Source organism: Faecalicatena contorta (assembly GCF_021531995.1).
Classification (GTDB): Bacteria; Bacillota; Clostridia; order Lachnospirales; family Lachnospiraceae; genus Dorea_A; species Dorea_A contorta_A.
Genome location: NZ_JAFBIZ010000054.1, coordinates 1 through 19108, shown reverse-complemented (window position 1 = coordinate 19108; position 19108 = coordinate 1). Strand labels below are relative to the sequence as shown.

The following is a 19108-nucleotide window of genomic DNA, read 5'->3' as shown; positions in this document are numbered from 1 at the left end:
ACAATAATGAGTTATTCAGAGAAAATAATAACTGTTTTGAGCAGACTTCGATTGAGGGGTCTGCTTTTCTTTCGCTATTTTTGAAGGAGGTGATGCAGGTGGAGGTAAGTATCCATGAACTTTTAGCGGCGGCAAGGGAGGCGGTGAAATCGGATTATATCAAAGGCGAAAGCATTTTATGTGAAACCAGATATCATCCGGATACCCATTACATGGTAGAAATAGAGATGTTAAAAACAGATAACACGCTGGGGAAAAAAGGAGCTTATATCCGGAAGTTTTTGACGGAAGATGAGTATTCTGCCATGTTACAAAAGCAGGAAGAACATCTCATAAAAATAAAAAGACAGGCCATTGTTCAAAAAGGAACATTGAGATATATCCCTCTCCCGGACAGGCTGGACAGCCGCCGGGAGAGGGATATTTTTTAACCGGCTGGGAAAGAACAGGGAGTGTTCCTCAAGCAGCAGCGGTATGAGAACCCCAGAGTTTCCGCAGGTTTTGGGGCATGGAAACTTAGAAAAGTGTTCAAAACAGGCACTTTTGCAACGATCCGTTGCAGCAGAAAAAGGGTTCTTGGATTTATGCCAGACGAAAAAACGAAAGAAGGATGTGATTATGATGATAGTAGGAATTGATCATGGGTATTATGCGATCAAGACAAAACATGTGTCTTTTCCCAGTGGCATTATCAAGTATGATTATGAGCCGTATACGATGCAGAATGTTCTGCAGTATCGGGGAAAGTATTATGTCTGTGGTACAGGGAGACAGACGCTGGTAAAAAATAAAACGTCCAATGATAATTATTATCTGCTGACGTTGGCTGCGATTGCAGAAGAAATTAAGCACCAGAAAGCGGAACGAAAGACGGAAGTCATTCTGGCAGTTGGACTGCCTTTGTCCAGCTTTGGAAGGGAGAAACAGGGATTTAAGGAGTATCTGTTGCGGAAAGAACAGCCGGTGCGCTTTTTATATGAAAGTGAATGGTATGAAATACAGATCAAAGATGTGAAACTGTTCCCACAAGGCTACTCTGCCCTGGCTCTGCATCCAGAGTACCTGAAGGATGAACCATCTGTTCTTCTGGTGGATGTTGGTGGCTGGACGGTTGATCTGATGAGACTGGATAATGCTGTTCCGAATGCGGCAACCTGCAGGAGTCTGGAGCTGGGTGTGATCCGGTGTATTGATGAGACGGCAGAACAGGTGCGGAGAAATACCGGACTGTCTGTAACGGAAACACAGATCGAACGTGTGCTTCGTGGGGAAACCTGCAGCATGGCAGAAGATGCAAGAGTTGTCATACAGGAAAACGGACGGAAATACATCGAAAGAATCTTGTCTGCGGTAACGGAATCCGGGTTTGATCTCAGGGCGGTGCCGAGCGTATTTATGGGTGGAGGTTCTGCGATTTTAAAACGCCACGTGACCGCACAGGACGCGATTTGCCGCCCTGTTTTTATCGAGGACGTCCATGCGAACGCTGCCGGGTATGAACGGATTGTAGAGCAGATGTGGGCGAAATGACACGTCCGGTATATTCGTTCCGTCCAAACCTGAAAAATCCGGAACATAAGAAAGCATGGGAGAAATTCCAGAGTGTTCCGGAAGGACAGAAAAACCAGTATCTTGTTCAGGCGATTCTGGAAAAAGAGGACCGGAAGTGGATGGAAGAGATCATCCAAAAGACGATCAAAGAAAGTGTTCGGGAATTAAACATTTGTGGCGGTGCGGAACAAAGTGGAACAAATCCACCGTCTGAGGATATCCCGGATCAGATGATGGATTTCCTATCTCAGATGGAAAATATGTAAAGGGGGTGAGGCCTATGATTGTGCGATACATACATTGTTGGATCTGCTAGGGGCAGGAGCAAAACAGCATCGATATCTTTGGTAGGTATTGTGAATAGCTTTCCATGCATCTTTGGAGTATGTTGTGTGTAGCGAAACGGAAAGGAGAAACGCTATGACAGAGATGAAGAACATATGCGGAAAGATCCCGAAGGACTTACACGAAAAAGTAAGAGAAGAGATTGAACTGACAGAAAGCAGCACACAGAAATTTATACAGCAGGTCATCGAAGAACATTTTGAAAGACTTGCAGGAAAAGGAGAAATGAGCATGGGAACAGCAAGAACAATCGCAGTACAGGTATCAGAGGAATTATTCCAGAGATTAAAAACAGTCATCGCAAAAAAAGGCATGAAACAGAAAGACTTCTTAATTCAGATCATCGAAGAGGCACTGGAAAAGGCAGAAGGCGAATGGCAGAACAAAGACAGCATGGAAGAAGCTGAACCTGCAACTGGAGAATCTGAAACAGAAGAGACTCAACCGGAAGAGGAAAACGAACCGAGCGAGGAAAGTGAATTGGACGAGGAAACCGAACTGAAAGAAGAAAGCGAACCGGACGAGGAAACCGAACTGAAAGAAGAAAGCGAACCAGACGAGGAAACTCAACCGGAAGAAGAAACCCAAGCAGAAGAACCAACAGAATGGTAACAAACAGATACAGAGAAACCAACAGGCGGTATGAGAAAAATCATGCCGCCTGTTTTTATCAGCAAAGGAGGTTGATAACCGCAACCATTCAATTTTTTGATCTCTTTAGCGGAATCGGCGGATTCCGAGAAGGCTTAAGACGTGCAGGGGGATTTACCTGTGTCGGACACTGCGAGGTGGATACTTATGCGGATAAGAACTACCGATTGCTGTTTGACACAGAAGGGGAGTGGTATTGTAGTGATGCACGAACAATTGAACCAGAACGAATGCCGGATTTTGATCTGCTCTGTGCAGGATTTCCTTGCCAGGCATTCTCTATCGCCGGAAAGCGGGAAGGATTTGCAGATGCAAGAGGAACCCTCTTTTTCGAGATTGCCCGGCTTCTCAAAGCTAAAAGCCCCCAGTATTTTATCCTTGAAAATGTTCCCGGTCTGCTTTCGCATGACAAGGGGCGGACATTTTGCACCATCCTCAGTACGCTTTCGCAACTGGGGTACCATGTCGAATGGAAAGTGCTTAACAGCAAGGATTTCGGAGTCCCCCAAGCAAGGAAACGGGTGTATATTGTCGGATATCTTGATTTCAGATGTGCCGGAAAAATATTACCTGAACCAGAAACAAATGGAGCAGCTCTTGTTCAAATCCGGGCAGGAAGTCAGGGGAAAAGAGTCTACAGTCCCAAAGGACTAAGCTGTACCCTGACATCACAGGCAGGTGGAATGGGCGGCAAGACAGGATTATATGATGTAGGTGTTCCAATCAAAGAGAATACAAAACTCGGCTACAAACTTGCAAGAGAAGGGGACAGCATCGATCTGGGCTATGCGAATCTCAACAGCAGGAGAGGAAGAGTCGGACACCAGATCGCACATACCCTGACAACAGGTGTTCAACAGGGAACGCTGCACTTTGTCGATCTTTCACCGCCGCCGGTGGTAACGGAAGAATGCAGAAGCCTGAACACCAGACAATGCGGTGTCCACAAATATAAAGGAGAATGTTCCGGTGTATTAGCAGAGGATGGAGCAAGAGCAGTCTTAACACCAGCAAAAGAAAATGTCCGGCAGAACGGCAGACGCATGAAGGAACCGGAAGAACCAATGTTCACGATTACTGCAACAGATCGTCATGGCATCTTGTATCACGGAAGAATACGCAGACTGGTTCCAAGAGAGTGTCTGCGTCTGCAGGGATATTATGACTGGCAGATTGATAAGATCATAGACTGCACATCGGATGCACAGCTATATAAACAGGCTGGGAACGGGGTAACTGTTACGGTGATCGAAGCAATCGGAGCATTACTGCGAAAGGCAGATGCAGAGCGAAAAGAACTGGAACTGTCTGAGAAAGGATAGTGTCGGTGATGATTGGAATTCAGGATCAGTACTTTGGTACGGAAATCGAGATGACAGGAATCACCAGACAACGGGCTGCAGAAGTTGTAGCAGAACTGTTCGGGACAGAAGTCGTTTATGAAGGTGCGTATTACGGAATATGGTCAGCGAGAGATCGGGAAGGAAAAAAGTGGAAGTTCATGTCTGACGGAAGCATTGATACACAAAGAAAATCAGGTGGTCGAATCGTATCAGCAGATAGAGAATATTCAACAGAGATGGTATCACCGAAATTATCCTATGATGAAATGGGAAAGTTACAGGAAGTTGTACGCTGTCTGCGGAGGCATGGAGGTTTTGTCAATGAGTCCTGTGGTCAGCATGTTCATGTAGATGCGGCGAACCATACACCGCAGAGTCTGAAAAATGCGCTGACCATTATGTACGCAAAGGAAGATATCCTGTTCAAAGCACTGAAAGTGCAGGAAAGAAGAGAGTACAGCTATTGTCAGAAGGTGCGTCCGGAGGTATTGGAAAAAATCCGAAAAATGCCAAACAAATCCATTACGATGGACCGGGTAAGAAATGTCTGGTATGGAGGCCGAGATGGAAGTCATAATCATTATGACAGTACCCGGTATTATGCGTTAAACCTCCATGCTGTATTTTCCAAAGGAACATTGGAGTGGCGCTGTTTTGAAAGTACCCTTCATGCAGGAAAAGTGAGGGCGAACATTACACTGGCACTTGCGATTTCCGCACAGGCGATTAATCAGAGATCCACCCAGATGAAAAAGACACCGATCTCAGAAAACCCGGCGTTTACATTCCGTACGTTTTTGTTGCGGCTCGGATTAATCGGAGAAGAATATAAGAATGTACGGAAACATCTGCTGGCAAATCTGGAAGGTGATCTGGCATGGAGATACGACAAAAGCACATATGAGTGCCTGAAGAAAAAACAAAGGACGGAAGACGTCAGATCGAGGTGAGGAAAATAGAAGAAAGATATTATTTTGCATATGGCAGTAACATGAACCTGGGGCAGATGAGATTCCGCTGTCCGGATGCGGAAGTGGTTGGCAATGTCCGGCTGGAAGATTACCGGCTGGCATTCCGTGGCAGAGCTCCGGGAAATGGCGTTGCAACTGTGCTTCCGGAAAAAGGAAGCTATGTGGATGGAGTCTTATGGAAGATCACAGAAGCTTGTGAAAAGAATCTGGATTTTTATGAAGGATTTCCAAATTTTTATGGGAAAGAAACCATTCAGGTAAAGGATCAGGCTGGAACTGCAAGGGAAGTATTCGTATACACGATGAACTCCCCTCATAAGGATGTTCCGGCAAGACCATCGAAATTTTATCTGGATGGAATTCTGGAAGGATGTCTGGAAAATGATTTGCCGACAAAGGCAGTGATGGATGCAGTAAAACGCACCAGACAGGAAATGAAAAAAGCAGAAAAGCAATATACAAGATAAATGTTACCGCAGAGGGAGAGCCTTCTGCGGTATTTTACTGAACAATATATTTATTATCAGAAAGGAAACACACATGAAGGTGAAGAATTTAAAAACTAGAATCGCAGCCTTTGGACTGGCTGTCCTGATGGGCGTCAGTACCTTAAGCAGTGCCAATGCGTTTGCTGCCGAGCAGACGGATGTGGGGCAGGAGGTACAGGCATCCGAACAGGCGGCTACGAGTCAGAAAGAGAAGGTAGTTACGGCAGACGATATCACGAAAGAGATTTCGGATGAAATATTTGCAGTGGAAACCAGTATGGAAGGAATCCATTATGATGCAGAAAAAGAGGATGTTACGCTTGTCAGCATCCAAGATGAAAAGGGTGGGGAATACCATCCGGACAAAGCCGGAACTTACATTGCCTCTTACATGGTTGTACCAAAGGATCAGAGTGACAGCTACATCATCAGCCGAAAGGTGATCCTGACGGATACGGAAGGTCAGGCATATGTACAGGACAATGGTGGAGAAAAGCAAAAATCAGATACAAAATCTGAAGATGATTCGGACTCGCCTGTGCAGAACTATACCGATGTAGAGATCGAGGCATCCGGGGAAGATGCATCTGCACAGGCAATCGAAGAACTCAAAGAGGATATTGAGGAAGGAAATGTCATGGTATTGTCTGCGGCTGAAAGAGCCACAAGCAGCGGTTCAACAGTCACACTGACAAAAGGAAGAACGATCTATTATCCAAGTTATCTTGGAAATTATCTTACTTGTCTGTTTACCGTAAACGGAAAGATCGCATACTGTCTCCAGTCCCAGAAAGCATCCCCACCGAGTGGAAGTTATGTGGCACAGGTATTGGACAGTAACAAGAATCTGCAGAAAGTCCTTTACTATGGCTATGGCGGGGCAGGAGATCTGACAGGAAGTTATCTGTCCGGGAAATCAGAGGATGAAAAGTATGTGTATACGCATATTGCAGCCAGCTACGCTTACGCAGGAGAAGCCGGATTTACAGGCTGTAATTACAATGACCTTGTAAATGCAGGGGTGATCGCATATATCAATTACCTGTTCGGACAGGAAGAACCTCCAAAAGGGGAACTGAGCCTTTCCAGTACGAAACTGAATGCAGTAAGAGATGGAAATCTCCAGAAAACACCGAATATCACACTGTCCGGGGATCACAGAAATTATGTGACACTCAGTGTGCCGGAACATGTCACCGCACATAACCTGACCAAAGGAACAAGTGTGACAAATGGGAAAATCCAGATTTATGGCGGCGATACTTTTTATCTGTCGGCAGATCTGTTGCTGACAGGCAGTTATGCTTCCGGCAACTTATACGGTTCTGTCGGAAAGACATGGAGAACGCTGGTGCTGACGACCGGAGATTCCAAACAGGATATCGGTGTATTCGAAAGCGAAACAGCAGCTCCGGTAAGCTTCAGCGTACAGTGGCTGAACATGACACGTATTGAGTTGACGAAGAAAGATATCAATACACAGAATCCACTGGCTGGAGCAGTTTACGGTATTTATACCGATAAGAAGTGCGAAAATTTGCTGATGACGATGACTGCAACCGGAACAGACGGAAAAGCAGTCAGTGATTATTTTGATGCTGCACTCAAAACTGTGTATGTAAAAGAAGTGACTGCACCGACCGGATATAAACGGAATCAGGAAGTCTATCAAGTGGATGTTGCAGCCGGAAAGACATTGATGCTAGCAGCAACGGATGAGAGGGTCACCGGAAAAGTAAAGATCGCAAAGATTGATAAGGAAACACTTGCATTCCAGCCACAGGGAGACGGTGCTCTTCGTGGTGCGGTGTATGGTCTGTATGCCAAAGAAGATATCGTGCATCCGGATGGAACAACAGGGGTGCTGTATAAACAGGACAGCCTGATCGCACAGGGAGTCATCGGTGATGATGGAACACTGGAGTTCTCAGAATTATATCTTGGAGAAATGTATGTAAAAGAGATCACTCCGCCGGAAGGATATACACTGGATACTACAAGATATGAGGTATCCGTAACCTATGAGGGACAAGATGTTGCAGAAGTGACAAGAGACCTTACGGTAAAAGAGCAGGTGAAGAAACAGGCATTCCAGCTGATCAAGATCAGTGAAGATGGAGAGCAGACAGAAACAGACCTGGTCGCAGGAGCAGGATTTCAGGTATATCTGATCAGCAGCCTGTCACAGGTGAAAAATGGAAAGCTGAAACCGACCAATGGAGAAAGCTACACGGCAAGTGATTTTAAAAATTATGATTTCAGTAACGAGCAGGTGGCAGTCACCTATGAGAATGGAACAGCCGTACCAGTGCCGGAACTGATCACGGATACAAAAGGATATGCAGTCAGCCCGGAACTGCCTTATGGAAGTTATGTTGTGGTAGAAAGCACGACACCGGAGAATCTGAAGACCATCGATCCATTTGTGGTAAATGTGGAAGATGACAACAGAGAACCTATGCAGTGGCGAGTGTTTGATGACCGTCCGTTTGAGTTCCTGTTAAAAATCGTGAAGAAAGATGCACAGACAGGAAATACCGTTTTAAAGGCAGGGGCATCTTATAAGATTTACGATGTGACAAATAAGAAATACATTGAACAGGTCGTTCAGTATCCGAAAAAAGAAAAGATCAGCGTATTCCAGACCAATGAGGAAGGATATCTGATCACACCGCAGGAACTGAAATTCTCAACTTATCGGATCGAGGAAGTGAAAGCACCGGAAGGATTTGTAAGACAGGGATACGAAGAGTCTCTGTATGACGGAGCAACGATCCTTTCACCATTAGAACAGACTGCAAAGGGAACTTATAAAGAAAATCCGCAGAGTGCCATTGAGATCACCGTATCCTCAAACACGGCACACCAGATCGATCCGGATACAGGAGCTGCAATCGTAGAGGTAGAACAGAAAAACGATGAACAGGTGGGAAGCCTGCTCCTGACCAAAAAAGGAGAACAGCTTACCGAAGTAACCGGAGATTCTGTTCTGGCAAAAGTAAAGACGCTTGTGTCAAAGGTAAAAAATGCGGTATCCGGGAAAGAAGAAACAGGTATCTATAAAGATTTTAAATATGAAGAAACCGGAGTAGAAGGTGCCCAGTTTGAAGTATATGCCAAGGATACCATTTATTCACCGGATGGGGCAAAGGACGAAGAAGGGAATCCGCTTGTCCGCTACGAAAAAGATGACCTGGTAGCCAAACTGACTACAGACGAAAAGGGAATGGCAGTACTCAACAACCTGCCACTGGGAACTTATTATCTGAAAGAGGTTGTGGCAGGAGAGAATTTTGTCCTGAATACCGAGCAGAAAGAATTTACCCTGACAGCCGAGGATGATACACAGGCAGTTGTTTATGAAGGGGTTACTTACAAAAACGAGAGACAGAAGGTGTCCGTATCGGTAGAAAAGAAGGATTCTGTTACAGGAGAAAAGCTGGAAGGAGTCATCTTCGGACTATATGCCGGGGAAGATATCGTCTCTAATCAGGGAGAAGTTTTTGTAGAGAAGGATACCCTGCTGGAAAAGAAAGCAACCGATAAGAATGGGAATCTGACTTTTGACAGTGACCTTCCACATGGGAAATATTATGTCAAAGAGGAAGTCAGAAAAGACGGATATCTTCCGAACGAGGAAGTATGGAAAGTAGATGCATCCTACGAAAACCAGAATCTTGAAAAGATTGTACTGAGTAAAGAAGTTGAGAACCAGCCGACCGAGACACGGATCACCAAGACAGATGCGACTACCGGAAAAGAGATGGAGGGAGCAAAACTTCAGGTGATCGACAAAGACGGAAATGTCGTGGAAGAATGGACCAGTACCAAAGAAGATCATGTGATTTATGGTCTGCCGGAAGGAACTTATACTTTGCATGAAGAACTGGCTCCTTATGAAGACGGCTATGTGTCTGCCAGCGATGTGACCTTTGAAGTCAAAGAAGATGGAAGTGTGACAAAGGTTGAAATGAAAGACGAATATTCCAAAGTGGAAATTTCCAAAACAGACATTACCACAGGGAAAGAACTGGAAGGGGCAAAGCTTCAGATCATCCGAAAAGACGGAACTGTTCTGGAAGAGTGGATCACGGACGGAAAGCCACATTCTGTTGCGAAGCTTCCGGTCAATGAGGAACTTACCTTGCGTGAGATCACAGCACCGGATGGTTATGAGATTGCCGAAGATGTTACATTTACATTGAAAGATACGATGGAAGTGCAGAAAGTAGAAATGAAAGATGCCAGAACACCGGAGAAAACAACCGAAAAGACCAATGCACCAAAAACAGGGGATAACCAGAAAGTATGGGCATTTGTCCTGCTTGCACTGGCATCTGCCGGAACAGTTACAGGAGTGACTGTGTACCGCAGAAAGAAGTCAAGAATGACAGAAAATAAAGAAGAAACAGAAGAAAAATAAAAGAAGAATAACTGGATAAATCAATCCGGCAGGGCAGGAGATGTGTATCAGGCAGCTCCTGCCCTGTCTATCTTGCCATGCATTCGTAAGTAAGGATTTGCCAGTGGCAGGACTTGTAGATATAAGGAGAAGAAAAAATGAAACGTTATTATACAGCAGAATCAGTAACAGAAGGACACCCGGATAAAGTATGTGACCAGATCGCAGACGCAATCTTAGATGAATGCCTGAAACATGATCCGTCTTCAAGGGTTGCATGTGAAGTGCTTGCGACAAGAGGAAATGTGTTTGTGGCAGGAGAAATCAGCAGTGGATATGAGCCGCCAGTGTTTGATGTGATCCGAAAGGTTCTGGGAGAATGCGGATATTGTACGGATGGAATAGAAATGGATACGTTTGTACACCAGCAGAGTCCGGACATCGCAAAAGCAGTGAGTGTATCAAAAGAATTCCGGGACAACAATGGAAAAAAGGGAAGAGACAGAAGCCGGGGAGCTGGAGATCAGGGCGTTATGGTCGGCTATGCGTGTGATGAAACCGCACAGCTTATGCCAATGCCTATCGTTTTGGCACACCGGATTACCCGTGAACTTTCGGCTTGCAGAAGAAGCGGATATATCAAAGATATCTTTTCGGATGGAAAAGCACAGGTAACCGTAGAATATGAAGATGAAAAACCAGTGAGACTGGAAAGCGTGGTTGTTTCCTGCCAGCATAGTGCAGAAAAGAGTCTGAAGAAGTTAGAGTCCGAGATCAGGGAGAAAGTGCTTCGCCCGGCACTCCGATTACTGCCTCCGGATGAGGATACGAAGATCCTGGTCAATCCGTCAGGGAGATTTGTGTGCGGAGGTCTTGATGCAGATACCGGACTGACCGGAAGAAAGCTGATGGTGGATACCTATGGCAGTATGGTTCCGCATGGCGGAGGTGCATTTTCGGGGAAGGACTGTTCAAAAGTAGACCGTTCTGCAGCATATATGGCAAGATATATTGCCAAAAATATGGTAGCTGCCGGACTTGCAAGCAGATGTCAGGTGTCTCTGGCTTACGCAATCGGAGTGGCAGAGCCGGTGGTGATCGCAGTGGATACCTTTGGTACAGGAAAAGTGTGTGCAGATGATTGTCTGGCGAGAGCAATCCCACTGGTGTTTGGAGTGACACCTGTCCAGATCATGGAATCTCTCAGACTGAACCGTCCGATTTTCCGGCAGACGGCAGTTTTTGGACACTTTGGAAGAAAGGAGTTTCCTTGGGAGCGAACCGATAAGGTACTGGCTCTTCAGGATACCATTCTGTAATGCCTTGGGTAACGGAAGAGGAGATTCAGGCAGCAAAGAACATGACTGCATATGAGTATCTACGAACGCATCAGGCACAGAGACTGCAAAAGACAAGAACCAGAAATGAATGGCAGTTGACGGACCACGACAGTTTTAAAATCAATGAACTGTCCAGCAAATGGCATTGGAAGTCCAGAGATATCGGCGGCGTGTCTGCACTGCGTTTCCTCATAGAAGTGGATGGGATGAAATTTACAGATGCCGTAAAGCTGTTGTGCGAAGAGAGTCCGTCTTTTCTTCCGACACAGTCAGTTGAAAAAGAAAAACCACCATTTAAGCTGCCGGAGAGATTCTTAAACTGCCGGAGAATCCGGGCCTATCTGAACCACCGTGGGGTTAGCGATGCGGTGATCACGTATTGTATCTCACAGGAAATCCTTTATGAAAGTGTTCCGTACCATAATGCTGTTTTTGTCGGGAAAGATGAATCGGGAAAAGCGAGATATGCCTTCCTGCGAGGAATCTATGAAAAAAACGGGAAAGGATTCAAGATGGAACAGGTCGGAAGTGAAAAGAAGTACAGTTTTTGTATTCCTCCAAGAAAAGAGACGAATCGGGTTGCTGTTTACGAAGCCTGTATTGATGCACTGGCACATATGACACTGGAAGAGGGAAAGCAGGATAAATACCGGCTTTCCCTTGGGGGGATTGCTGCTCCGAAAGAAAACGCACAGATACAAAGTGAACGTTTTAAAAAGCCACCGGACGCACTGGAGGCGTTCCTTAAGAACCATCCGGAAATCAAGGAAATTGAAATCTGTACGGATAATGATTTTGCCGGAAGATGGGCAAAAGAACAGATGAAAAAGCATTATGAAGGAAGATACAAGATCATCAGCAACCTGCCGGAAAGAGAAGGGGCAGACTATGCAGATCTTGCAAAAGAAAGAAAGCAGACGAATCTGTGCAGAGACAGACCATTGGAAAGCAGGTGATAGAAAATGGAAGAAAAAGAAACGATACACATCAATCTATTGACAGAACTGACTGGAAATCTTATTTCGGAAGAATCAGAATGGGAAGAAGAGTGGACAGAAAATGATGCATATGGAATGCCTTTGGATGGGACAGACCTTGCCTGGTATGAAAGTGCGATACGTGAGGAACTGAACCGATATGGGGAAGATGACCTTATGCAGTATTTTTCCGGCAGTGCATCCATTCAGGAAAAAGTAAAAAGTGCAGTTGTTACCATAGAAAATCAGGAAGGAACCTTATATGGCTGTACAAAACTGGAATTAAATGAATTTTTAAGTCAGGAAGAACTACAGGAATTCACCGAATACATTACAAGGCAGTACAGTGACGGGTGGGGTGAAGGATTTGAGCAGAGGGATATCAAGGTAGATGGTGGAATGCTGAATGTGCATTTCTGGCATCCAGATATGGAGCAGCCGAAAATCTATGAAAAGAAAACAGAGCAGATCCCGATAAAGCCTGAGAAACAACGTCCCAAGTTACAACTCCTTGGACATGATGGGAATATTTTTTCCATTATGGGCGATGCCTCAACTCTTTTGAAAAAGAATAAACAGACAGCAGAAGCAAAAGAAATGTGTAAAAGAGTATTGGAAAGTGGGGATTATTACAAAGCACTTTTGATTATCAGTGAATATGTAGAAACCGAGTTGAGTCTGCCACCAAAAGAAAATAAAAGGACAAAGAAGAAACATCAGCCGGAACGGTGAAAGGAGATAATATGAATAAGTATAAGATTACAGCGATTGAACATCCGCAGTATCCATGGCTCCATCGAATACAGGCATTGATCGATGTGAACGAGAAAGTACCAAAGGGAACAATAGGTGGTTTTGTAGATAGTATAACGAATCTGTCACAGGGAGGAGGGTGTTGGATTTATGATGATGCGATCTGTTGTGAAGGCGGTTTGGTACGAGAAGAGGCTGAAATTTACGATGACAGTATGGTTAGAGGAACTGCAGTAGTTGCCGGAAAAGCAAGAATTTATAATCATGCAGTCGCAAAAGACAGTTGTTATATAAGCAGTGGTGAAATAAAAGATGATGCTGTAATTGCTGGAAAAGCCATTATTGGTTCTTTGTGTTTGCAAAAGCCTTTGATTAGCGGGGATAGTCGTGTTTATGGGATGGTACAAGGGAATGTCCATGTTAATGGTAATATTTTTTCATGGGAAAAAATTGAAGCGAATACGCAGGACACACATATTTTTGAACATGGACAATGGAGTATTTCACCAGCAATCGAAAAATTACAGCCACCATTATATTATCCTAGAAAGAAGACCAAAAAGAAAAATCCATCGGAACGATAAAGGAGACAGCATGAGTAAGTATAAAATTACAGAAATTGAACATCCAAAATATCCATGGCTCCATCGAATACAGGCATTGATCGATGTGAACGAGAAAGTACCAGAAGGAACACTGGGCGGTTTTGTAGAGAATGAAAACAATCTGTCACAGGAAGGAACTTGCTGGATTTATGATGATGCAATCTGTTGCGAAAACGGTGAGGTAAAGGAAGAAGCTGCACTTTATGATGGCAGTCTGGTCAGAGGTTATGCGGTTGTTACCGGAGATGCTACTTTTTATGACAGAGCAGTTGCAAAGAGAGACTGTTATATCTGTGGCGGTGAGATAAAGGAAAATGCGATAATCAGTGGAAAAGCATTTATTGATACGGTAGGAGTAAATGCACCTGTTATCGGTGGAGAAAGCCATGTGTATGGAGAAGTAAGAGGAAATATCTATATCAAAGGGGATATTTTCCCTTGGGATATATTTAATAACCACACAAAAGATATGTTCTTATATGAAAATGGAAAGTGGAGAGCTTTTTCTGTTCCTGAGAAACTGAAACCGCCAAAGTCCTACCAGAAAAAACAAACAAAGAAGAAAAATCAGCCGGAGCGCTGAGAACAGAAAGGATGATGCCTATGACAAATGACCTGAGTTTGGAAGAACTTATGAAAGAGGGAACATACCCGGAGGAATATGCCGAAGGGAAGAACTGGAAGATTTTACATGGAGATACGCTGAAACTGGTCAAATCATTCCAGCCGGGAATCTTTGATGCAGTCATTACCGATCCGCCGTATGCATCCGGAGGGACAAAGCAGAATGAAAGGAACCGCACCACCAATCAGAAATACAGCAGTATGAGTGCTGCAAATGCACTCCCGGATTTCGATGGAGATAATAAGGATCAGAGATCCTGGACACACTGGATGGCTGAGTGGCTATATGATGTCCGAAAAGCCTGCAAGAAAGGGGCGCCGATCTGTCTGTTTATTGACTGGAGACAGTATCCATCCATTACCGATGCATTGCAGTGGGCAGGATGGATCTGGAGAGGAACAGCGGTGTGGGATAAGGGAAACTCCCGTCCACAGAAAGGCCGTTTTCGCCAGCAGGCTGAATACATTGTGTGGGGCAGTAACGGACCGATGCCGATCAACCGTCCGGTATCTTGTCTGCCGGGTGTTTTCCGATATGGAAATCCGCAGAACCGGATTCATGTGACAGAGAAACCGTTGCAGCTTATGAAAGATGTCATCCAGATTTGTGAACCGGGAGGGCTGATCCTGGACCCGTTTGCCGGAGCAGGAACAACTGTCCTTGCAGCGGCTATGACAGGGTATCGTGCCGTAGGAATTGAAGTGACGGATGCCTACTATAAACTGGGAAGTGACAGAGTGAAGTTTGCGTTAGAAGCAGAAGAAAACGAGGATGAAAAGTAGCCGGGATGTCCAATAGGACATCTTGTTTTTATAGAGAAAAAGCAATGGCATCCAACTGGATGCAGGAAGGAGATGGAGCGTATGGAACAGGCTCTGGCTTATGTGTGCTGTTCAGCAGAAGAAAGCCGGGTAAAAGTGCAGAAATATTGCAGAAAAATCTATGAACTGGGTTATGTACCGATCTGTCCGAGGTTTGGATTTTCACCGTTCCTCGAAGAAGGAGATGCGGAAGATATGCAGGGATATGGAAGGATGTCTCATATCCTTTTACGGAGATGCCGGATGGTCGTTGTATGCGGAAAAGAAGTGACAGGGACGATGAATACGGAAATCAGTATGGCAGACAGACTCCATATCATTTGTACGACACTCGATGGACTGGTACAGATCAAAGAATCGAAATAAATCAAAGGCGGGTCTGCCGGGTGATACAGAGACTGGCGGTACTCGTTTTGCAAGCATAGCGTTTGGATATCCAAACGCACTTTGGGGAGAACCCCAATCCCCCGAATATAAAATGAACATGGAAAGGAAGGATAAGCTATGTTAAGAGACGGAGTCATGATTATGATCGCATTGATGTTTGGAGGTTGTTTCGGAGTCGTGGTGACCTGTTGCATGGTGACTGCGAAACGGTCGGATCAGGAGCTTGGCGATATGATGAAAGAGAAAAGAGAAGGGACGGTGATGCAATGCGAAAACGAAACCATGTGATCCCGGTGCGGTTAAATGCAAGGGAACTCAGGGAATTGGAGGAACAGGTGGAAAAAAGCGGATTGAGCCGGGAAGAGTTTATGCGTTCGCTGATCTTGGGAGCACAGGTACACGCAAAACCCTGTGAGCATCACCCGGAACTGCTTAGGAAGATAGCGGGTCTGTGCAATAATGCGAACCAGCTTGCCCATGTTGCGAATGCTTCAGGAATGGCAAGTGAGCAGAGTGTGCAGGAAATGCTCCGGCTTACCAAAGAGACATGGCATCTGGTAAAGGAAGAGTGGTAATGACAGATGGCTTATACAAGTGTTATCCCCGTCCACCGCCTGGACCGTTCTATCGAATATGTGAAAGACAAAGAAAAAACCACACAGAAAGCAGACTCTCTGGAGGCTGCCATTGATTATGCCATGAACCGGACAAAGACGGAACAGGCGGTCTTCGAAGATACCATCGGATGTACCAATGAAAATGCGTATGCAGATATGGTGGCAACAAAAAAGAGATTCCATAAGATGGGCGGTGTGGAAGGATACCATCTGGTACAGAGTTTTGCAGAAGGTGAGGTGACACCGGAACTGGCACATCTCATCGGACAGGAACTTGCAGACCGGCTTTTAAAGGGACAGTATGAAGTCGTTATCACAACGCATCTGAATACCAGACATTATCATAACCACATTGTCTGGAACTCTGTGAGCATGGCAGACGGGCGTAAGTACCACAGCAATTCAAAGAGTTATTATACGGAGATCCGGAAGATTTCTGATGAGCTGTGCAGAAAATATGGTCTGTCTATCATTGAAGCCGACCAGAAAAAATCAATCCCTTATGTACAGTGGAAAGCAGAGCAGGAAGGGAAACCGACATGGAGAAGTGCGATCCGTCTGGATATCAGGGAGTCTGTACAGGAAAGCTACTCCTGGTCGCAATTTCTAAAAGAGATGGAAAAGCGGGGGTATACATGGAAACTGAACCGGAAATACATCTCTTTAAAAGCTCCGGGAATGGAACGGTATATCCGTCTGCGTTCTCTTGGAAAAAACTATTCCGAAGAGGAAATACGTGGGCAGATACTACAGCCAAAGGTGAAACGAGTCTATCAAAAGGCAGTACAGATTCATCCAAAGAAGAAACTGACTGGGATTCAGGCACTGTATTATTCCTATTTATATCAAATGGGGGTACTGCCAAAAAGACCGAAACGGAGTCCATACGCTGTCAGAGAGGATATCCGGAAACTGGACCGAAGGATTGAACAGATTGAATTTCTAATGAAACATGACATCACAACCAGAGAGCAGCTTGCCGCATACCGAGAACCATTGCAAAAGCAGATTGCGGAACTTATGAAAGAACGCAGAGGATTGTATCGGAATGGGGGCAGGGTGACAGGGGAAGAACGATTGTCCGAAATCAATGAGGAACTGAAGCGACTCCGCAAGGAAGTCCGTATGACCGTTCAGATTGAAAAGCATTCCTTGGAAATCGAAGCGAGACTTCAGGAAGCAGAAGAACAGAGCCAGAATGAAAAACGTGTGGAAGATAAAGAAAGAATGCAGAAGAGTCAGGAGGTGAGATAAGTATGAATTATGGAGCAGAACCGGCTGATCAGGTGGTGCGGTACAGTCTGGAAGGAATGGAATATTCTTTGAAGATTACCGGAAATGTGGCAAAGCATGTGGCAATCTTTATTGCAGCCGCCCTGAAAGATCAGAAAAAGACAAGAGGGAAAACAAGACTTACCAGAATGTTAAAGGAACAGCGCCCGATGAAATTTTTTACTGTTCCGGGTGACCGTCTGAAAGAATTTGCAAAAGAGGCCAAGGCGAGAGGTATCTTATATGTAGTCATCAAAGATAAGGTAAATCCGGACCAGACAGAGGTCATGGTATTTGCAGATGATGCAGCAAAGATGAACAGGGTATTAGACCGGATGAATCTGGATTTTGTAAAAGCAGAATCAGGCTCTATGGTTACAGAAGCAGTGGAAAAAGAGACTGCACCGGAAAAGGCAGAAAACCAGATGGAAAAAGAAACCGGGGAGAATGTACGGACAGAGACCGTTGTCCTGCCGGAAGGCAAGATAGAATTTGAACTGGATGATGCGGAAGAAATGTTCCAGATCGGGGATGAGGCTTTCCCGGAAGGAAATTTTACACAGGCGCAGGAGGGGGAAATAAAGAATCCATCCGAACCTTTCTCGCGCAACAGAAATACTTCTTCCGGTCGGGAAACTAGCTGGGAAGAAAAGAATGAAAAACCATCTGTGCGGAAAGAACTCGGAGACATCCGCAAGGAACAGGAAGAGAAACGTAAACGTCCGGACAGACGGAAAAATGCCAGAGAGAGCCGGAAGAAACGTAAGAATATGAAAACGAAAGGCAGGTAATGTATATGGATTTAACAGATATGATTTCAGGTGGAACGGAAGAGCAGGTTCCAGAGCAGAAGTTGACCAAGGAAGAATATGCAGCCAAGAAACAGCAGGAAAGAGAAGAGGTATGGGCTGAAGTAGATTCACAGGCACAGGGAGTTTTTCAGGATGGGGAAAAGCTGAAAGGTTTTCTGGACTTTATGGCAGAGTGTAATACACAAAGAACACCGAATCTGCTTTTGATCTATGGACAGCATCCGGATTTTAAGGTGGTAAGATCTTATGAACGATGGAGAGAAGAACACCGTTCGGTCAAAGCAGGGGAACATGGCATTACTTATATGATTTCCACTGAATACGAAAAAGATGGAGAAATGCGGAGAGGGTATACGATTGGAAAAGGATTTGACATCAGTCAGATGTCGGGAAAGCCATTGGAAGAACGCCCTCAGCGAAGTCTGACAGAACTGATAGGAACTGTCTTAAAAGACCAGTCGGTACGTGTGCAGATTGAGGATGATCTGCCAGACAAAGTACAGGCCCAGTACAATCCGAGATACCGTACCATTTATATCCGCAACGGAATGAGTGAAGTAACGACATTCCATGCACTGAACAGAGAACTGGCGTGTGCAGCACTGGACCAGCATACCGGAACCTACAGCCGACAGAAAGTCAGCGCACAGGCTTATTGTGCAGCCTATGTGATTGCGAAACGTTATGGTGTGGATGTCACAGGATTCAATCTGGAGTATATTGCACAGAGAAATGAATGCGGTAAGAAAGATCCGCAGGAACTGAGAGATTTTTTAAATGATGTCCGTCAGGCTTCCTACAGTATCCGAAACCATATCGAACGGAATTTTGGTGCAAAGGAACAGGAGTATGTAACCGATGAGTTCGCAATTGGAGACCCTGTAAAAACACCGGAAACCAAGGATGAAAAACCATCCGGAAAAGAGAAAAAAGCAAAGAACCAGCCGGAACGATAAAAGTGAAAAAGTTGGACGGTTGGAGTAGCTATTACGGAGGTCTTGTGATATGGTTGGTGTAACAAAAGGTAGTGTCAAATAAGTTATGAAAAAACAGAGCCAATAAAATAAGGCTCAAATGAACCTTGATAATTGCAGATATTTATTCTAATAAGCTCTCCGAGGGCTTAGGGCGCTGCCCTAAGAACCTGC

The 19108-nt window shown here is 45.0% G+C and carries 20 protein-coding genes; all 20 read left to right on the top strand.

Features of this window, described 5'->3' with window-relative positions:
• Positions 1-431, top strand: a 431-nt coding sequence (locus tag JQM82_RS08685; protein WP_235249739.1) for a DUF5720 family protein, incomplete at its 5' end; no start/stop codon positions are given.
• Positions 432-621: 190 nt separating this feature from the next.
• On the top strand, positions 622-1530 hold the full coding sequence (locus tag JQM82_RS08680) for a ParM/StbA family protein (RefSeq protein ID WP_235249740.1): 909 nt from the start codon (positions 622-624) through the stop codon (positions 1528-1530).
• Positions 1527-1817: a plasmid segregation centromere-binding protein ParR gene (locus tag JQM82_RS08675; RefSeq protein WP_235249738.1), complete on the top strand. Its 291-nt coding sequence runs from the start codon at positions 1527-1529 to the stop codon at positions 1815-1817. The genes JQM82_RS08680 and JQM82_RS08675 overlap by 4 nt, the downstream gene beginning before the upstream one ends.
• A gap of 154 nt (positions 1818-1971) precedes the next feature.
• Entirely contained in the window at positions 1972-2508 is a 537-nt protein-coding gene (locus JQM82_RS08670; RefSeq protein ID WP_235249737.1) for a hypothetical protein, read from the top strand.
• A 71-nt stretch (positions 2509-2579) separates the two neighbouring features.
• On the top strand, positions 2580-3869 hold the full coding sequence (dcm, locus tag JQM82_RS08665) for a DNA (cytosine-5-)-methyltransferase (RefSeq protein WP_328284210.1): 1290 nt from the start codon (positions 2580-2582) through the stop codon (positions 3867-3869).
• 8 nt (positions 3870-3877) lie between these two features.
• The gene (locus tag JQM82_RS08660; protein WP_235249735.1) at positions 3878-4840 is read left to right on the top strand and encodes an amidoligase family protein; all 963 of its coding nucleotides are present in this window, start codon (positions 3878-3880) and stop codon (positions 4838-4840) included.
• Positions 4841-4845: 5 nt separating this feature from the next.
• Positions 4846-5328, top strand: coding sequence for a gamma-glutamylcyclotransferase family protein (locus JQM82_RS08655; RefSeq protein WP_118198986.1), 483 nt, complete (start codon positions 4846-4848; stop codon positions 5326-5328).
• A 73-nt stretch (positions 5329-5401) separates the two neighbouring features.
• Positions 5402-9772: a SpaA isopeptide-forming pilin-related protein gene (locus tag JQM82_RS08650; protein ID WP_235249734.1), complete on the top strand. Its 4371-nt coding sequence runs from the start codon at positions 5402-5404 to the stop codon at positions 9770-9772.
• Between the two features lie 137 nt (positions 9773-9909).
• The gene (gene metK, locus JQM82_RS08645; protein ID WP_235249732.1) at positions 9910-11070 is read left to right on the top strand and encodes a methionine adenosyltransferase; all 1161 of its coding nucleotides are present in this window, start codon (positions 9910-9912) and stop codon (positions 11068-11070) included.
• Positions 11070-12047 carry a DUF3991 and TOPRIM domain-containing protein gene (locus JQM82_RS08640; protein ID WP_235249731.1) on the top strand — a complete coding sequence of 326 codons (978 nt, stop codon included), beginning with the start codon at positions 11070-11072 and terminating at the stop codon, positions 12045-12047. Before metK ends, JQM82_RS08640 begins: the two co-directional genes overlap by 1 nt.
• Positions 12048-12053: 6 nt before the next feature.
• Entirely contained in the window at positions 12054-12800 is a 747-nt protein-coding gene (locus JQM82_RS08635) for a hypothetical protein (protein WP_235249730.1), read from the top strand.
• 11 nt (positions 12801-12811) lie between these two features.
• Positions 12812-13405 carry a hypothetical protein gene (locus JQM82_RS08630; protein ID WP_235249729.1) on the top strand — a complete coding sequence of 198 codons (594 nt, stop codon included), beginning with the start codon at positions 12812-12814 and terminating at the stop codon, positions 13403-13405.
• Positions 13406-13415: 10 nt separating this feature from the next.
• Complete coding sequence (locus JQM82_RS08625) at positions 13416-14009, top strand: hypothetical protein (RefSeq protein WP_117739219.1); 594 nt, start codon at positions 13416-13418, stop codon at positions 14007-14009.
• Between the two features lie 20 nt (positions 14010-14029).
• Positions 14030-14833, top strand: a complete 804-nt coding sequence (locus tag JQM82_RS08620; RefSeq protein ID WP_331472841.1) for a DNA methyltransferase — start codon at positions 14030-14032, stop codon at positions 14831-14833.
• 81 nt (positions 14834-14914) lie between these two features.
• Positions 14915-15238 (top strand): hypothetical protein, encoded by a 324-nt coding sequence (locus JQM82_RS08615; RefSeq protein ID WP_172590495.1) that lies wholly within the window; start codon positions 14915-14917, stop codon positions 15236-15238.
• Positions 15239-15376: 138 nt separating this feature from the next.
• Complete coding sequence (locus JQM82_RS08610) at positions 15377-15547, top strand: DUF3789 domain-containing protein (RefSeq protein ID WP_171054422.1); 171 nt, start codon at positions 15377-15379, stop codon at positions 15545-15547.
• Positions 15526-15834, top strand: a complete 309-nt coding sequence (locus JQM82_RS08605) for a plasmid mobilization protein (RefSeq protein ID WP_024852688.1) — start codon at positions 15526-15528, stop codon at positions 15832-15834. The genes JQM82_RS08610 and JQM82_RS08605 overlap by 22 nt, the downstream gene beginning before the upstream one ends.
• A gap of 6 nt (positions 15835-15840) precedes the next feature.
• Positions 15841-17130, top strand: a complete 1290-nt coding sequence (locus JQM82_RS08600; protein ID WP_235249727.1) for a relaxase/mobilization nuclease domain-containing protein — start codon at positions 15841-15843, stop codon at positions 17128-17130.
• 2 nt (positions 17131-17132) lie between these two features.
• On the top strand, positions 17133-17939 hold the full coding sequence (locus JQM82_RS08595) for a PcfB family protein (protein WP_235249726.1): 807 nt from the start codon (positions 17133-17135) through the stop codon (positions 17937-17939).
• Between the two features lie 5 nt (positions 17940-17944).
• The gene (locus tag JQM82_RS08590; RefSeq protein ID WP_235249724.1) at positions 17945-18916 is read left to right on the top strand and encodes an ArdC family protein; all 972 of its coding nucleotides are present in this window, start codon (positions 17945-17947) and stop codon (positions 18914-18916) included.
• Positions 18917-19108 lie beyond the last annotated feature (192 nt).

Coding starts and splice junctions, on each gene's coding strand:
- JQM82_RS08680 (WP_235249740.1), top strand. CDS start 622: ATGATAGTAGGAATTGATCATGGGTATTATGCGATCAAGACAAAACAT.
- JQM82_RS08675 (WP_235249738.1), top strand. CDS start 1,527: ATGACACGTCCGGTATATTCGTTCCGTCCAAACCTGAAAAATCCGGAA.
- JQM82_RS08670 (WP_235249737.1), top strand. CDS start 1,972: ATGACAGAGATGAAGAACATATGCGGAAAGATCCCGAAGGACTTACAC.
- JQM82_RS08660 (WP_235249735.1), top strand. CDS start 3,878: ATGATTGGAATTCAGGATCAGTACTTTGGTACGGAAATCGAGATGACA.
- JQM82_RS08650 (WP_235249734.1), top strand. CDS start 5,402: ATGAAGGTGAAGAATTTAAAAACTAGAATCGCAGCCTTTGGACTGGCT.
- metK (WP_235249732.1), top strand. CDS start 9,910: ATGAAACGTTATTATACAGCAGAATCAGTAACAGAAGGACACCCGGAT.
- JQM82_RS08640 (WP_235249731.1), top strand. CDS start 11,070: ATGCCTTGGGTAACGGAAGAGGAGATTCAGGCAGCAAAGAACATGACT.
- JQM82_RS08635 (WP_235249730.1), top strand. CDS start 12,054: ATGGAAGAAAAAGAAACGATACACATCAATCTATTGACAGAACTGACT.
- JQM82_RS08630 (WP_235249729.1), top strand. CDS start 12,812: ATGAATAAGTATAAGATTACAGCGATTGAACATCCGCAGTATCCATGG.
- JQM82_RS08625 (WP_117739219.1), top strand. CDS start 13,416: ATGAGTAAGTATAAAATTACAGAAATTGAACATCCAAAATATCCATGG.
- JQM82_RS08620 (WP_331472841.1), top strand. CDS start 14,030: ATGACAAATGACCTGAGTTTGGAAGAACTTATGAAAGAGGGAACATAC.
- JQM82_RS08615 (WP_172590495.1), top strand. CDS start 14,915: ATGGAACAGGCTCTGGCTTATGTGTGCTGTTCAGCAGAAGAAAGCCGG.
- JQM82_RS08610 (WP_171054422.1), top strand. CDS start 15,377: ATGTTAAGAGACGGAGTCATGATTATGATCGCATTGATGTTTGGAGGT.
- JQM82_RS08605 (WP_024852688.1), top strand. CDS start 15,526: ATGCGAAAACGAAACCATGTGATCCCGGTGCGGTTAAATGCAAGGGAA.
- JQM82_RS08600 (WP_235249727.1), top strand. CDS start 15,841: ATGGCTTATACAAGTGTTATCCCCGTCCACCGCCTGGACCGTTCTATC.
- JQM82_RS08595 (WP_235249726.1), top strand. CDS start 17,133: ATGAATTATGGAGCAGAACCGGCTGATCAGGTGGTGCGGTACAGTCTG.
- JQM82_RS08590 (WP_235249724.1), top strand. CDS start 17,945: ATGGATTTAACAGATATGATTTCAGGTGGAACGGAAGAGCAGGTTCCA.